General features: G+C 62.1%; 14 protein-coding genes. 4 read left to right on the top strand and 10 right to left on the bottom strand.

The genetic code is table 11. The features are described from left to right. Window positions 1–187: 187 nt before the first annotated feature. The gene (locus tag AC0L2A_RS11840) at window positions 188–1,345 is read left to right on the top strand and encodes a hypothetical protein (protein WP_473608935.1); all 1,158 of its coding nucleotides are present in this window, start codon (window positions 188–190) and stop codon (window positions 1,343–1,345) included. Here AC0L2A_RS11840 and AC0L2A_RS11845 read toward each other — a convergent pair. The 5 genes from AC0L2A_RS11845 to AC0L2A_RS11865 form a co-directional block, all read right to left on the bottom strand. Continuing rightward, the gene (locus AC0L2A_RS11845) at window positions 1,320–1,880 is read right to left on the bottom strand and encodes a hypothetical protein (protein WP_473608936.1); all 561 of its coding nucleotides are present in this window, start codon (window positions 1,878–1,880) and stop codon (window positions 1,320–1,322) included. The two genes, AC0L2A_RS11840 and AC0L2A_RS11845, sit on opposite strands and share 26 nt — an antisense overlap. Next, window positions 1,856–2,449, bottom strand: a complete 594-nt coding sequence (locus tag AC0L2A_RS11850) for a hypothetical protein (protein WP_473608937.1) — start codon at window positions 2,447–2,449, stop codon at window positions 1,856–1,858. Before AC0L2A_RS11850 ends, AC0L2A_RS11845 begins: the two co-directional genes overlap by 25 nt. After that, a complete protein-coding gene (locus tag AC0L2A_RS11855; RefSeq protein WP_473608939.1) occupies window positions 2,446–3,027 on the bottom strand; it encodes a hypothetical protein in 582 nt (193 codons plus the stop codon). The genes AC0L2A_RS11850 and AC0L2A_RS11855 overlap by 4 nt, the downstream gene beginning before the upstream one ends. 261 nt (window positions 3,028–3,288) lie before the next feature. Continuing rightward, window positions 3,289–3,645 carry a VOC family protein gene (locus AC0L2A_RS11860; RefSeq protein WP_473608940.1) on the bottom strand — a complete coding sequence of 119 codons (357 nt, stop codon included), beginning with the start codon at window positions 3,643–3,645 and terminating at the stop codon, window positions 3,289–3,291. A gap of 29 nt (window positions 3,646–3,674) precedes the next feature. Further along, window positions 3,675–3,812 (bottom strand): hypothetical protein, encoded by a 138-nt coding sequence (locus AC0L2A_RS11865; protein WP_473608941.1) that lies wholly within the window; start codon window positions 3,810–3,812, stop codon window positions 3,675–3,677. 214 nt (window positions 3,813–4,026) lie between these two features. Between AC0L2A_RS11865 and AC0L2A_RS11870 the strand changes: the two genes are divergently transcribed. After that, window positions 4,027–4,713, top strand: coding sequence for a TerC family protein (locus AC0L2A_RS11870; protein WP_023801832.1), 687 nt, complete (start codon window positions 4,027–4,029; stop codon window positions 4,711–4,713). 193 nt (window positions 4,714–4,906) lie between these two features. Then, window positions 4,907–6,220, top strand: coding sequence for a 30S ribosomal protein S12 methylthiotransferase RimO (gene rimO, locus AC0L2A_RS11875; protein WP_473608943.1), 1,314 nt, complete (start codon window positions 4,907–4,909; stop codon window positions 6,218–6,220). Window positions 6,221–6,346: 126 nt separating this feature from the next. On the opposite strand, the gene AC0L2A_RS11880 is transcribed toward rimO, so the two are convergent. Then, a complete protein-coding gene (locus AC0L2A_RS11880; RefSeq protein WP_473608944.1) occupies window positions 6,347–7,255 on the bottom strand; it encodes a LysR substrate-binding domain-containing protein in 909 nt (302 codons plus the stop codon). Window positions 7,256–7,367: 112 nt separating this feature from the next. Between AC0L2A_RS11880 and AC0L2A_RS11885 the strand changes: the two genes are divergently transcribed. Beyond that, a complete protein-coding gene (locus tag AC0L2A_RS11885) occupies window positions 7,368–8,708 on the top strand; it encodes a beta-propeller fold lactonase family protein (protein ID WP_473608946.1) in 1,341 nt (446 codons plus the stop codon). Between the two features lie 77 nt (window positions 8,709–8,785). Here the strand turns inward: AC0L2A_RS11885 and AC0L2A_RS11890 are convergent, their stop codons facing one another. From AC0L2A_RS11890 to AC0L2A_RS11905, 4 genes are read right to left on the bottom strand one after another with little or no spacing between them, the layout of a single operon-like run. Continuing rightward, on the bottom strand, window positions 8,786–9,853 hold the full coding sequence (locus AC0L2A_RS11890; protein ID WP_023801834.1) for a BMP family ABC transporter substrate-binding protein: 1,068 nt from the start codon (window positions 9,851–9,853) through the stop codon (window positions 8,786–8,788). Between the two features lie 52 nt (window positions 9,854–9,905). Next, window positions 9,906–10,826, bottom strand: coding sequence for an ABC transporter permease (locus AC0L2A_RS11895; protein ID WP_027151731.1), 921 nt, complete (start codon window positions 10,824–10,826; stop codon window positions 9,906–9,908). Next, a complete protein-coding gene (locus tag AC0L2A_RS11900) occupies window positions 10,826–11,938 on the bottom strand; it encodes an ABC transporter permease (RefSeq protein WP_473608947.1) in 1,113 nt (370 codons plus the stop codon). The genes AC0L2A_RS11895 and AC0L2A_RS11900 overlap by 1 nt, the downstream gene beginning before the upstream one ends. Next, a complete protein-coding gene (locus AC0L2A_RS11905) occupies window positions 11,935–13,512 on the bottom strand; it encodes an ABC transporter ATP-binding protein (protein WP_473493206.1) in 1,578 nt (525 codons plus the stop codon). The genes AC0L2A_RS11900 and AC0L2A_RS11905 overlap by 4 nt, the downstream gene beginning before the upstream one ends. Window positions 13,513–13,587: the final 75 nt, after the last annotated feature.

The following is a 13,587-nucleotide window of genomic DNA, read 5'->3' on the forward strand; positions in this document are numbered from 1 at the left end:
TTTGACGGAGGCCGAACGCCATGGTTGAACCGCAGCTCATCGCCTGCAAGGGCGCCTCCGATCGTATTCAACTCCAGGTGGTTTGAATTTGACCACGGCAATTGAGGACATTTTTCGGCCGCTTGCATTAACCGCGCGGTTGCTTGTCCAGTGCTGGCCGCAGCTATTGCTTGTCGGCTGCCTGGGCATGATCGCTCGTGGTCTGCTGCTTCAGGGCGCCGTGACGATCGGCCTGCAATTCCCGCTGGGCGGAATGGTCATGCTGTCGCTGGTGGTCCTCGCCAAGCTGACGGTGCTGGTCATCATGTTCGTGGTGCTCCGGCCGCATATGCCGGCGGTGGCGGCGCTGAGGCAAAAAGCCAAAAAGGCAGTGCACGAAACAAAGCGCGAGCCGGTCCTGGCGATTACCGCCGCTGCGATCCTGCCGTTCTTTGCCTATTATGCCGCCTGGGGTTTTCTTGGCGATACGGTTCGCGAATATTCGCGCATGGCGCTCGCCCAGGCCGATTTCGGCAAGAGCGTCGACATCTTCGCCATTCTTCAGTCAAGCGGCGTGGCACTGTCGATCGTCATATGCTGGCTGGTGCGTTTTGCCGCCAAGCGACTGGATGCGCGCGCGTCTCACCCCTACTGGCGGCTGCTGATCGTGGCGACGGACGCAACCTGGGTCTTCATCGGCCTTTATGCGCTCGGCGTATGGAAGGACCAGTTCATCCGCTGGCTTGGCGCAGGCGCCGCTTTGCAACAACTCAGCCTCGATTTGCTTGCGCCGATAAGTCAGGCGGCCGCGGCCGGCCAGTTCGTTCCCGTGGAGTTCCGGCCGCTTCCCTTCGGCGAGCAGCTTCAGAATTTATTCTTTTTCGCGTTGCTGCCGATTGTCTGGCTGGTGATGGCAGCGATCATCAACGGCTATGAGCTTTCCGCGCCGGCCGCTTCCGGTCCTGCGCCATCCCAAGCGACCTCCTGGCAGAAGTGGCTGAAGGATTTCGCGTCTCACTTCGTTGGCGGTTACCGCAGCCGCTATTCGCCGGTGTGGACTTGCGTCAAGCTGACGCTCAGTGCCGGCTTGGCCACGCTTGTCACCTTCGTCATTGCCTATCAGGCCATCTCCTGGGCCGGCGCCTGGACATGGTATGGACTGACGAGGCTGATCGGAGCGCACGATCTCGCGACCTGGCAGATCTTCGCCGATGCCATCAGCCTGTTCATCGGCAGCCCAAGCGAACTCGACGGCGGAATCCTGCTCGACGCGGTCCGGGTCGCGCTGCTTGCAGCCGTGCTCGAGGCCGCGGTCGCCATGGCTGGCGCAGACAATGGCGTCAGGTCCGCGGCTCGCCGACGCTGAGATAACTCGGCAGCGCCGAGTAGAGGGCGATCGACAGCCTGAGGCCGCTCGCCGCAGGTGGGATCGAAAAACTGGCAGCCATCCGTGCCGGTTTGCCGGGCTCCGTCGCCGCGAATGCCATGCCGCCGCACAGGGACCGTTGCTCGGCCTCCGGATACTGTTTCCTGACCACCGGATCGGCAAACAGGGTTGGCCGCCATTCGCGACCGCTGCCATCGAAAAGCCGCACCTCGCAAGGTACCGAGCCGAGCGCTTTCGGGTCGGCAGCGAGAGCTTCGAATTCGGCAAGCACGACGGCGCTTCCCGCGCTGCCTGCCAGTCTGGTGAAGCGTGTCACGGTCCAGCTGGCGCCGGCATAATCGATCGGCTGTCCCAGGCTCGCAGATAGCGGCTGGCGCACATGTTGGGAGCGCCAGTCCTTGATGCTTCCCCACGTCTGCACGGCCAGCGCGGCAGGCAGTGCGACCACCAGCGCCATCATGCTCAGCCAGTAGCCTCGCCGCGTTGACCTCACCTTTGCGGGAGAACTGTCCATGGCGGCCTTTCTTCGTTGCGGCGTATGGTGATCGCCGGCTCGATGTCCTTGCCGGAAATAGTCGTGGCGATGCGGATCTCGTCGTCGAGCGGCAGCAATTTTGTGGGTGCGACCACGACGGTCCCGCCGGCGACGGCATCCTCCGGCACTTCGAACACCAGAAGCACCCGGCGTGGCAGCCCGGGCTGGTAGACATCGCCCGGCATCATTTCGATCGTCGCCCACAAGCGGTCGGTCAGGACATAACGGATGCCGCTGCGGCTCAGCCACTCGCCCGATGTGAGACCCAGGGACTTGAATTTCGCTTCGGCCTCGCCTTCGACCACAACCCATACGCCGGAACTCGTGTAGGTCTTTGACTTGCCGAAGGTCTCGACGTTGAGAACACGCGCCACCCTGGCGCTGTCCAGCGAAAGCGCGAAGGCGCGGGCCTCCACACGCTTGTTCATGCCGCCCGAAGCGACTATCGGCGATGTAATGTCGCTGTACAGCGGACGCGTATGCTGCATGCCGTAGAGCACGGCGGCAGCCAACAGCAGCGCCAGCGCCGAACGCACCATGCGCATCATGGCGCCTTCTCCACCGGCAGATCGACCGTCGCAACCGGATCACGGTCGAACCACCCGCTTGCGCCGTAGACATTGTCGCGCAGCTTGTAGATCTGGCCGGTGACGGTGATCGTCACCTTGTCGGGCACGGGCACACCGGCCGGCCACTCCCAGGCCATGGTCAGGCGTTCCGGCATGTTGGGATTGAAGTATCCCGCCAGATACTTGTCACGCTCGAGATAAACCGTTGGCATCGGCAGCTTTTGCGCCGGCGCGCTGAGCGTGACGACGCGATGGAGCACGTTGTTGGGGGTGGCGGAACGGTTCACCACATCCATGTCCACCATCACGAGCTGCACGGGCCGCGATGGGGGAACGCCTGTCGGCGGCACGGTTCCGACACGTGCCGTTCGCAAGGTCACAAACCAGCGACCGGCATCGATTTGCTGGCCTGCCTGCACAACCGGCACCTTTGGCGGATGGGCAGCTTCGTAGAGCGTCATTGAAAACGAGATTGCCGATGCGGCCAGCCCGCCCAGGCCTGCAATCAAAAAAGCATACAGCCTTTGCCGTATTGTCGTTCGTGTCGGTTCCGTCATGCGCCGTGCGGTATGCGATGGTCCTCAGGCCAGCCTTATACGATGCGAAAATGATTTGTTACAACAGCAGCGGCAGGTATCTCCAAAGCGGTTCAGCGCGGAGACCCCAGCCGCGCAATCGGATCGTGGCCCGCCCGGCCAGTGTTCAATCTCCGCGGCTGACGCCAAGAGGGGCATTAAGTCCGATGGGCTCGCCTAAACCATTCGGCCCCACACCATTCGATAGAGGCGCCGGGCCCGGCTCGGCGCCCCCTCACCTCTTCACTTATCCGACCATACCGCCAGCTCGTAGCCGTCGGGATCGGAGAAGTGGAAGCGGCGGCCGCCCGGGAAGGAATAGGCGGGCTTGACGATCTTTCCGCCGGCTTCCTCGACATGGCGCTGGGTCTCGTCGAGCTTGTCAGCATAAAGGATCACCAGCGGCCCGCCTGCCGCCTTGCCCTGGCCGCCCAGAGCGAAGCCGCCGGTCAGGCGGCCGTCTTTGAACTCGCAATAGCTCGGCCCGTAGTCCTTGAAGGACCAGCCGAAGGCCTTTCCATAGAAGTCGCGCGAGCGCGCGATGTCGCCGACGGAAAACTCGACATAATCGATGCGCTTGTCGTTGCTGGATTTGGCCATGATCTTCTCCTTTCGCGGTTTTTGGAAGCTCAGCGTTCGAGCATTGCCTTCAGGCTGTTGAGGTCGCGCTGCACGGCCTCGGCGTCGGCAGCGAATATCTCCTCCGCCATGTCCGGCGTCCTCAACAGCACGAACATGACCTCCGCGCCGGTCCCGTTGGCAACCACGCGCACCCCTGCACTGTGAGCGGGCGTCTGCGGTGCAATGCGTCCTGACGACCGGGGCGTCGTTCGATTGGCAGCTTTCACCGGCTGCTGGCGATGTCGCCCGCGATAGGCAGTTTGCCGTCTTTATCGCCATGGAGCCTTGACGCACGGGAACCATACACGTTAGGGCGTCCGGGCACGAACGATTGGCGACCAAGCAAGGAAATTCCAGCTGATGGAAATTTTTACCGCCGCCGGCCTCGCGGCCCTGCTCCAGGTCATTGCCATCGACCTTGTGCTTGCCGGCGACAATGCCATCGTCATCGGCCTTGCTGCGGCGGGCCTGCCGTCGGATCAGCGCAAGAAGGCGATTCTCGTCGGCATTGCGGCGGCCACCGTGCTTCGCATCTTCTTCGCCCTGATCACCCAGTGGCTTCTCACCATCGGCCCCATTCTCCTCATAGCCGGCGGCCTGCTGCTGCTTTGGGTGTGCTGGAAGATGTGGCGCGAGTTGCGTGTCAGCTACGAGCAGGAACATGACGCGACGGAAGCGTTGTCGAATGTCGATTACGACAAAAGCGGGACGATTGGCGGCAAGGGGCCGCGCAAGACCTTCGCTCAGGCAGCCTGGCAGATCGTCATTGCCGACGTTTCGATGTCTCTCGACAACGTCCTTGCAGTCGCCGGCGCGGCGATGGACCATCCGACGGTCCTGATCATCGGCTTGGCGCTGTCGATTGCGCTGATGGGCTTCGCCGCTTCGTTTGTCGCTCGCCTCCTGCATAAGTACCGCTGGATCGCCTATATCGGCCTGGTGATCATTTTCTATGTCGCCGTGAAGATGCTTCTGGATGGTGCTGTGCAGCAGTGGCCCGAACAGTTTGCGTTCCTGGCGCCCTGGTTCGGGCCGGGCGGTCATTGAAACCTGAGCAGTGCCGGTCTTAGCAGTGCAGGCCCGCCCGAGGCGCCAAGCCATTCCTCAGTTTGCCTGATTGCGGAACTATGTTATTGCGCCGTGCGAATTGAGCTTCTGCGAAAGTTCAAAAGATCAACATGCATCGAGACTTCCGGGCCGGGCCTAAGGGTTTCCGGCCCGCGTCCATTGGAAACCGCAAATGTCTGCCCCTCGCGTCAGTTTCGTCAGCCTTGGATGCCCCAAAGCCCTCGTGGACTCGGAGCGCATCATCACGCGCCTGCGCGCCGAGGGCTATGAGATCGCGCGCAAGCATGACGGCGCCGATCTGGTCGTCGTCAACACCTGCGGCTTTCTCGATTCGGCTCGCGATGAATCGCTCAATGCCATCGGCTCCGCCCTTTCGGAGAACGGCAGGGTCATCGTCACCGGCTGTCTCGGCGCCGAACCGGACGTCATCCGCGAAAAACATCCCAACGTTCTCGCCATCACCGGTCCGCAGGCCTACGAGAGCGTGATGGCTGCGGTGCATGAGGCCGCGCCCCCGAGCCACGATCCCTATGTCGACCTTTTGCCGCCGCAAGGCGTCAAGCTCACGCCGCGCCACTATGCCTATCTCAAGATTTCGGAGGGCTGCAACAACCGCTGCACCTTCTGCATCATCCCGGCGCTGCGCGGCGATCTCGTCTCGCGGCCGGCGGCCGACGTGCTGCGCGAGGCCGAGAAACTGGCCAAGGCCGGCGTCAAGGAAATCCTGGTCATCTCGCAGGACACCAGCGCCTACGGCATCGACATCAAATACCAGACCAGCATGTTCGGCGATCGCGAAGTGCGGGCCAAATTCCTCGATCTGTCGGAGGAACTCGGCAAGCTCGGCGTCTGGGTACGCATGCACTATGTCTACCCCTACCCGCATGTCGCCGATGTCATCCCGCTGATGGCCGAAGGAAAGATCCTTCCCTATCTGGACATCCCGTTCCAGCACGCCTCGCCGCGAGTGCTGAAGAACATGCGCCGGCCCGCCCATGGCGAAAAGACGCTCGACCGTATTCGCGGCTGGCGCGAAATCTGTCCGGATCTGGCGATCCGCTCCACCTTCATCGTCGGCTTCCCCGGCGAGACGGACGACGATTTCGAGATGCTGCTCGACTGGCTGGACGAAGCCAGGATCGACCGCGCCGGCTGCTTCAAATACGAGCCGGTCAGGGGCGTCCGCTCCAACGACCTCGGCCTCGAACAGGTTCCGCAGGAAATCAAGGAGGCGCGCTGGCACCGTTTCATGCAGCGCCAGCAGAAGATCTCGGCGACGCAACTCGCCAGGAAGGTCGGCAAGCGTCTGCCAGTGCTGATCGACGAGGCGCATGGCACTTCGGCGAAGGGCCGCACCAAATACGACGCACCCGAAATCGACGGCTCGGTGCATATCCAGTCGCGGCGCCCGTTGCGTGCCGGCGACATCGTCACCGTCAAGATCGACCGTGCCGACGCCTACGATCTCTACGGCTCGGCGGTCTGATCGCCGGCCGGGTGAAGACCTCTTCTGCTAGAGCATTTTGCAGCCAAACGTCTTCGTTTGGCGTCCGACAAAATGCATTAGAATTAAGAGTTAAAGCGCGATGGTTCGACGAAAACGCAAAGAGCTCTAGGACGTGACTGCTTCGCTTGCACGGACAAGCATTCGCCTAAGCCAGGCGTGACCGGGGTCGCTGTCATTCCTCCGATGCCATAGCAGAGTTTCCTGATAACCGAAGTAGTCGAAGGGCAGCGGAAAAGAGCGCACGCGCGGCCAATTCGTCAGCCGGATCACGTTTGCCGACAAGGTGCAGATCATGTCCGTCTGGGCGATGATTGCCGGCACTGCGAGCGCATACGGCAGGCTCATTGCAACGGTCCGCTTCAGGCCGCGGTCGTCCAGAAGGCGATCAATGTAGCCCTTCAGATCGCCGACATGAGTGACCAGCAAGTGCGGATACTTAAGAAAGATTTCGAGCGTCATCGCGTCGCGGATCTCAGGATGCTCGGCCGAGACGATCGATAGCCAGTTCACGTGGAAGAGTGATGCACGTTTGATCGTCGTCGGCGCATCGGGCAGGATGGTGATCGCAAGGTCTATCGAGCCCTTCTCGAGACAATCGACGATTTCCTGTCGGTGTAGGCTGCGCAGGACGATCGAAATTCTCGGCGCCGCTGAACGGAGCGCCGGCATCAGTCTGGGCATTAAAGTCGCCGCGATGTGATCGGTGGTCGCGATCCTGAAGATGCGACCCGATCGCTCCGGCGAGAACTGGCCGAACCCACCCAGCGCATCCTGGATCTGGCGTAGCGCGGCCCGGATCGGATCGGCGAGGTCGAGCGCCTTTTCGGTCGGCCGCACGCCATCGGCATGACGGACGAAGAGATCGTCGGCGAAGAGCCGACGCAGATGGGCGAGGCGCTTGCTCATCGCTGGCTGGCTCAGCCCGATACGGGCTGCCGCCCCGCTCACGCTGCCTTCACTGAGCAGAGCGCCGAAGGCGACAAGCAGGTTCAGATCGATCGAAGCCAGATTCATGCTGGACCTCCGAGTTCTTATTACTGAGAGGAATATTGAGATATCAAATATCGATTTGACGACTGAAAGCGAACCCCGAAAATAGGCGCAATCAATCGAAATGGAGACATCGATGCGACGCTGTTCTCTCGCTGCTGTTGTTCTATTCCTGATGCCGAACCTCTCAAGCGCTCAGCCGGCCGAAAGTCGCAGAGCGACCGTCTTCGCGTTGTCGGATGTCGATATGGTGCCGACCGTCTACGAGACAGGCGAGCTCGGGCCTCCAGATCCTCACTATCAGGATACGCTGTCCATCATCACCTCGCCGACAGAGCGGTCTCGCTCTGGCGCGATGACGGAGGTTTCGAATTCGACGTATGGGCCGCCCGGAGCACTAGACGTCTCCCTGGATGGCCAGTTCGTTTTCGTCGCCGAAACCTTCCGTCAACGCTCCGAACGGGCGACCCGCCTTGACGAGTTGCAGCAAGGCGACACGATCCGATCGATCCAGTTCGATGGCGGCCACTCGGCGGTGGTCGACAGCGTGCGGATCGGAATCCAGCCGCAGGCGATCCATCTCAATCCTGCTGGCGATCTCATCGCCGCAATTACTGCCGACGCCGAACACGAACTCACTTTCGTTCCGGTCAGGGAGGGTCGGTTCGGCCAAGCTTCCAGCTTCGGCCTCGGTCTTGAGCCGTCAACGGGTTTCATTCCATTGAAGGCGACCTGGGTGCAGTGGCATCCAAGCGGCCGCTATGTCGGGGTCAATCTCGTCGACCGTGGTCAGGTTGCCTTCTACGAGGTGCTGCGCGGAGAGGACGGAACGGTTTCTGCTATTCGTCCCTGGGGCAATCGCATCCAGACGAACAAGTTCCCCTTTGTCGGCCGTTTTTCGCCGGACGGCCGCTACTACATCACCTCCGATGTTCAATGGGGAATCGATACGGCTGGTTTCTATGGCGTTCAGGAGGGCATTCTCACCACGGTCCGGCTTGCCGATGTCGGGACGACGGGCGACGCAGCAAGGCACACCGTGCCTCACATCGCGCTTGGCGGCTGGGGCGCCGAGACGATCGCCTTCAGCCCCGACGGCCGCTTTCTTGTCACGTCCAATCTTCGCGGCACCGGTAAGCCAGATGGCTCGCGCGACTGGACGGAGCACGCGTCGCTCAGCCTCTATCAGCTGGACGCTGAAACAGGCGGGCTATCGCCGCACGGCGAATGGCCGCTCGCAGGCGTGCTGCCGCAAGGTCTCGCTTTTGATCGCACGGGACAAAAGCTCTTCGTTGGCGTGAACCGTTACCGCAATGAGGAAGCGCCGCTTGGCGGCGCCGTCGAGATATGGCAGATCACGACGGATGGGCGCCCGGCGCTCGCTCCCACATCGGATCGTATCCGGCTGCCTACGGGCGTTCACACGATAGTCGCCCGCTCAACTTTCGCGAGTGGGATTCGCAGCCGGGCAGGTTAAGCTCTGCAGATGAAGAGAGGGCGCCCAAAGGCACCCTCTCCTGTTCCGGCGAAAGCCGGCCGAGCCAAGGCTTGCGCTTACTGCGGCAGCTTGTCGTCGACGCCCTTGACGTAGAAGTTCATGCCGAGCAGCGTCGGGTCGTCGGCGACTTCGCCTTCCTTCAGCCACGGCGTGCCGTCCTGCTTGGCGATCGGGCCGGTGAACGGGTTCCATCCTTCGACGATCTTCTTCTCGGTGGCTTCCGCCATCGCCTTCACGTCGTCGGGCATGTTGGTGTAAGGGGCCATTTTAACGGCGCCGTCCTTGATGCCCAGCCAGACATTGCCGGGTTTCCATGTGCCGTCGAGCGCGGCCTTCACCCGGCCGATATAGTACGGGCCCCAATCGTCGACGATCGAGGTCAACTGCGCCTTGGGGGCGAACTTGATCATGTCAGAAGACTGGCCGAAGCCCTGCAGTCCGCGCTCTTCGGCGACTTGCAGGGCAGCGGTCGAGTCGGTGTGCTGGACGATGATGTCGGCACCCTGGTCGAACAGAGCCTTGGCGGCATCGGCTTCCTTGCCCGGATCGAACCATGAATTGATCCAGACGATCTTCGCCTTGAAATCCGGCTTGATCGACTGGGCGCCGAGCATGAAGGAATTGATACCCATCACCACCTCGGGAATCGGGAACGAAACGATGTAGCCGGCGACGCCCGACTTCGATTGCTTGGCGGCGATCTGGCCGAGGATGTAGCGGCCTTCGTAGAAGCGTGCGTTGTAGATGCCGAGGTTTTCTGATGTCTTGTAGCCGGTCGCGTGTTCGAACATCACGTCGGGGAATTTTTTGGCGACCTTTACTTCGGGGTCCATGAAGCCGAAGGACGTGCCGAAAATGATCTTGCATCCTTCGCGCGCCAGGCGCTCGAAGGCACGATCGGCATCGGGACCCTCGGAGACGTTCTCCAGATAAGCGGTTTCGACCTTGTCGCCGAGCGCCTTCTCCACGTCCAGGCGGCCCTGGTCATGCTGGTACGAATAGCCGAAATCGCCAATCGGTCCGGTATAGACCCAACAGGCTTTCAGCTTTTCCTGCGCTTCGGCGGTCGCCGCCAGCGACAATGCCGCCGCCGCGGTCATCAGCGCAATAAGCAGTTTTTTCATCGTGTTACCTCTCTGAGTTAAGCCTTGGAGCTTCCCGTTTGTCTTTTTATCGTCAGCGATCCGGAACGAATGGCTGCCCCAAGGAAGCCGGTGTGTTCATCATCGTCAAACGCTTGTTGCGCGAGATTAGAACGAGAACCACGATGGTTGCCAGATAGGGCAACGAAGAAAGCAGTTGCGAGGGAACCGGAATGCCAAAAGCCTGTGCATGAAGCTGGCCGATCCAGACCGCGCCGAAGATATAGGCGCCCGCCAGCACCCGCCATGGCCGCCATGATGCGAACACGACCAGCGCCAGCGCGATCCAGCCGCGTCCGGCGGTCATGTTCTCCACCCATTGCGGCGTATAGACCAGCGACAGGTGCCCTCCGGCAAGGCCCGCACAGGCGCCGCCGAAGATCACCGCCAGGTAGCGGTAGCGGATGACCTCGATGCCAAGCGCATGGGCCGATGTGTGGCTGTCGCCGATCGAGCGCAGCGTCAGCCCGGTGCGGGTCTTGAACAGGAACCACATGACGGCGGCGGTCAATGCAATCGAGATGTAGAAGATCGGGTCCTGGCCGAACAGCAATCTGCCGATGACGGGCATCGCCGTCAGGCCGGGAATGTCAAGGTTTGGCAGCCTCGCGCCGGGCTGGCCGACAAAGCTGGTGCCCATCATGCCGGAAAGCCCTAGGCCGAGCAGTGTCAGCGACAGGCCGGTCGCCACCTGGTTCGTGGCCAGCGACAAGGTCATGACGGCGAACAGCAGTGAAAACACCGCACCCAGGGCAATCGCCGCCAACAACCCGATCCATGGCGATCCGGTGAGATAGCCGGCGCCGAAACCGCCGACCGCCCCCATGATCATCATGCCTTCGACGCCGAGATTGAGCACGCCGGAACGTTCGACCACTAGCTCGCCGATCGCCGCGATCAGCAAAGGCGTCGCCGCGGTTGCGATGGTCAAAAGAATGTTGACGGTGATGTCCATCAGCGGGCCTCCTCCAGCTTCGGCGCGGCTTCAAGCGTCGGCGCAGCCAGGCCGATCAGACGAATGCGGTAGTGAATGAGCGTGTCGCAGCCGAGCACGAAGAACAGGAGCATGCCCTGGAACACGCGCGCCACCTTGTCGGAGATGCCGAGCGCGCTTTGTACCGCCTCGCCGCCAAGATAGGTCAGCGCCAGCACCAGGCCCGCCGCGACAATGCCTAATGGATTGAGCCGGCCGAGGAACGCCACGATGATGGCGGCAAAGCCGTAGCCGGGCGAAATCACCGGCTGCAGCTGGCCGATGGCGCCGGAGACTTCGGAGATGCCGGCAAGTCCAGCCAGTGCCCCCGACAGCATGAAGGCGAAGAACACCATCCGGTTGATGCCGAAGCCGGCGAAGCGCCCTGCCCTGGGGCTTGCGCCGAGCACGCGGACCTCAAAGCCTTTCAGCATGCGGCTCATCAGCATCCAGACCAGCACCGCCGCGACCAGCGCGAACACGAAACCCCAATTGGCACGGCCGGAGGCCGGCATCAGTTCCGGCAATATCGCCGAGTCGTTGAACTGTATCGTCTGCGGGAAATTGAAACCCTTCGGATCGCGCCACGGCCCGCGCACCAGCCAGTCGAGGAACAGCTGCGCGACATAGACCAGCATCAGGCTGGTCAGGATCTCGTTGGTGTTGAAGCGCGCCTTGAGCAGGGCGGGAATGGCGGCGTAGGCGGCACCGCCGACCATGCCGAACAGCAGCATCAGCGGCAGCACCAGAGGCCCTTCAAACTGTGGAAACAGCACCGGAACGCTCGAGCCGACGATGCCGCCCAGGATGAACTGGCCTTCCGCGCCGATGTTCCAGATGTTGGCTCTGTAGCAAACCGACAGGCCGACCCCGATCAGGATGAGCGGTGCCGCCTTGATCGCCAGCTCATGCAGCTGCCAGACCTGACTGACAGGCTCGAGGAAGTAGATCTGGAAAGCCTTCAAGGGATTGACGCCAAGCAGCGCGAACAGGATGGCGCCGGCAATGATCGTCAGCACGAATGCAATGAAGGGCGACAGCGCCGAGAACAGCATCGAGCGCTGCGGCCGTTTGACGAGTTCGAGGCGCATCATGACGTCTCCAGAGCGTGTTCGGCGTGGCCCGGCTCGGCCCCGCCCATTAGCAGTCCGATCTTTTCGAACGTGGCCTCGGCGATCGGCAACGGCTTCGACAATTCGCCATTGTGCATCACCGCGATCGCGTCGGATATCTCGAACAATTCGTCGAGATCCTGGCTGATGACCAGCACTGCCGAGCCGCTGCGCGCCAATTCGATCAGCGTCTGCCTGATATGGGCGGCCGCACCGGCGTCGACGCCCCACGTCGGCTGATTGACGACCATGACGCTTGGCCTGCGGTCGAGTTCGCGGCCGACGATGAATTTCTGCAGATTGCCGCCTGAAAGCGCTGCCGCCTCCGGGTCCGCAGCGCTCTTGCGCACATCCATCGCCTTGATGATGCGTTGGGCAGCGGCATAGATCGCATCGCTTTTGACCATTCCGCCGGCGCCGACAAACACCTTGCCGTCCGTGGCATGGCGCGACAGCAGCAGGTTTTCCGAAAGCTTCATGCGCGGTGCTGCACCGTGGCCGAGCCGCTCTTCCGGCACGAAGGCAGCGCCCATCAGCCGCCTGCCGGTGATGCTGAGGCCGCCGGCGTCCTTGCCGCGGATGCGTACCGAGGCGGCATCCTGCTGCGGCACCTCGCCGGAAACGGATTCGAAGAACTCGCCCTGGCCGTTGCCGGCGACGCCTGCAATTCCGATCACTTCGCCGGCGCGTACGGTCAGGTTGATGTTTCTGAGCGGGATCGAGAACGGCGTTGCCGGCTTGCGGCTGAGCGCGCGGATTTCAAGCAGCGGCTGCGCGGTCTCGATACCCTGGGCCGGCGCGCGCACCACGGCCTGCACGTCGTTGCCGACCATCATGCGGGCCAGCGATGCCGCGGTTTCCTTGCGCGGATTGCAATGGCCAACCACCTTGCCGTGGCGCAGCACGGTGGCGCGGTCGCAGATACGCTTGACCTCTTCCAGCCGGTGCGAAATGTAGAGGATGGACTTTCCTTCCGAGCGCAGCCGTTCGAGCGTCTCGAACAGCTTGTCGGCTTCCTGCGGCGTCAGCACCGAGGTCGGCTCGTCGAGGATGATGAGTTGCGGCGTCTGCAGCAGACAGCGGATGATCTCGATACGCTGGCGCTCACCGACCGAGAGGTCGCCGACCAGCGATTGCGGATCGAGCGGCAGGCCGTAGCTATAGGAAAGCGCCCTCGCCTTCGCGGCAATCGTGCTGATCGGCGAACCGTCGTCCAGCGACAGCGCGATGTTCTCGGCCGCAGTCAGTGCCTCGAACAGCGAAAAATGCTGGAACACCATGCCGATGCCAAGCTTCTTCGCAAAGCCGGGATTGGTGATCGTGACCGCCTGGCCGTTCCAGAAAATCTCGCCCGAATTGGGCTCCAGCGTTCCGAACAGCATTTTGACGAGCGTCGACTTGCCGGCGCCGTTCTCGCCGAGCAACGCATGGATTTCGCCTTTTGCGACGGTGAGATCGATATCGTCGCACGCTGTCAGTGTGCCGAACGTTTTGGTAAGGCCACGAACCTCAAGCAGGTTGGCGTCGTCCTGATTTGCACTCACAGTGCCTCCCATCTGGTTTGCCAGATATGTTCTGTGTTCCCGCAGGCATGGTATGCGCGGCCTGCTGTCGTCGCAAAGCGGCACCCG

It is taken from the genome of Mesorhizobium sp. WSM4844 (assembly GCF_055811775.1).

Coding starts and splice junctions, on each gene's coding strand:
- AC0L2A_RS11840 (WP_473608935.1), top strand. CDS start 188: ATGATCGCTCGTGGTCTGCTGCTTCAGGGCGCCGTGACGATCGGCCTG.
- AC0L2A_RS11845 (WP_473608936.1), bottom strand. CDS start 1,880: ATGGACAGTTCTCCCGCAAAGGTGAGGTCAACGCGGCGAGGCTACTGG.
- AC0L2A_RS11850 (WP_473608937.1), bottom strand. CDS start 2,449: ATGATGCGCATGGTGCGTTCGGCGCTGGCGCTGCTGTTGGCTGCCGCC.
- AC0L2A_RS11855 (WP_473608939.1), bottom strand. CDS start 3,027: ATGACGGAACCGACACGAACGACAATACGGCAAAGGCTGTATGCTTTT.
- AC0L2A_RS11860 (WP_473608940.1), bottom strand. CDS start 3,645: ATGGCCAAATCCAGCAACGACAAGCGCATCGATTATGTCGAGTTTTCC.
- AC0L2A_RS11870 (WP_023801832.1), top strand. CDS start 4,027: ATGGAAATTTTTACCGCCGCCGGCCTCGCGGCCCTGCTCCAGGTCATT.
- rimO (WP_473608943.1), top strand. CDS start 4,907: ATGTCTGCCCCTCGCGTCAGTTTCGTCAGCCTTGGATGCCCCAAAGCC.
- AC0L2A_RS11880 (WP_473608944.1), bottom strand. CDS start 7,255: ATGAATCTGGCTTCGATCGATCTGAACCTGCTTGTCGCCTTCGGCGCT.
- AC0L2A_RS11885 (WP_473608946.1), top strand. CDS start 7,368: ATGCGACGCTGTTCTCTCGCTGCTGTTGTTCTATTCCTGATGCCGAAC.
- AC0L2A_RS11890 (WP_023801834.1), bottom strand. CDS start 9,853: ATGAAAAAACTGCTTATTGCGCTGATGACCGCGGCGGCGGCATTGTCG.
- AC0L2A_RS11895 (WP_027151731.1), bottom strand. CDS start 10,826: ATGGACATCACCGTCAACATTCTTTTGACCATCGCAACCGCGGCGACG.
- AC0L2A_RS11900 (WP_473608947.1), bottom strand. CDS start 11,938: ATGATGCGCCTCGAACTCGTCAAACGGCCGCAGCGCTCGATGCTGTTC.
- AC0L2A_RS11905 (WP_473493206.1), bottom strand. CDS start 13,512: ATGGGAGGCACTGTGAGTGCAAATCAGGACGACGCCAACCTGCTTGAG.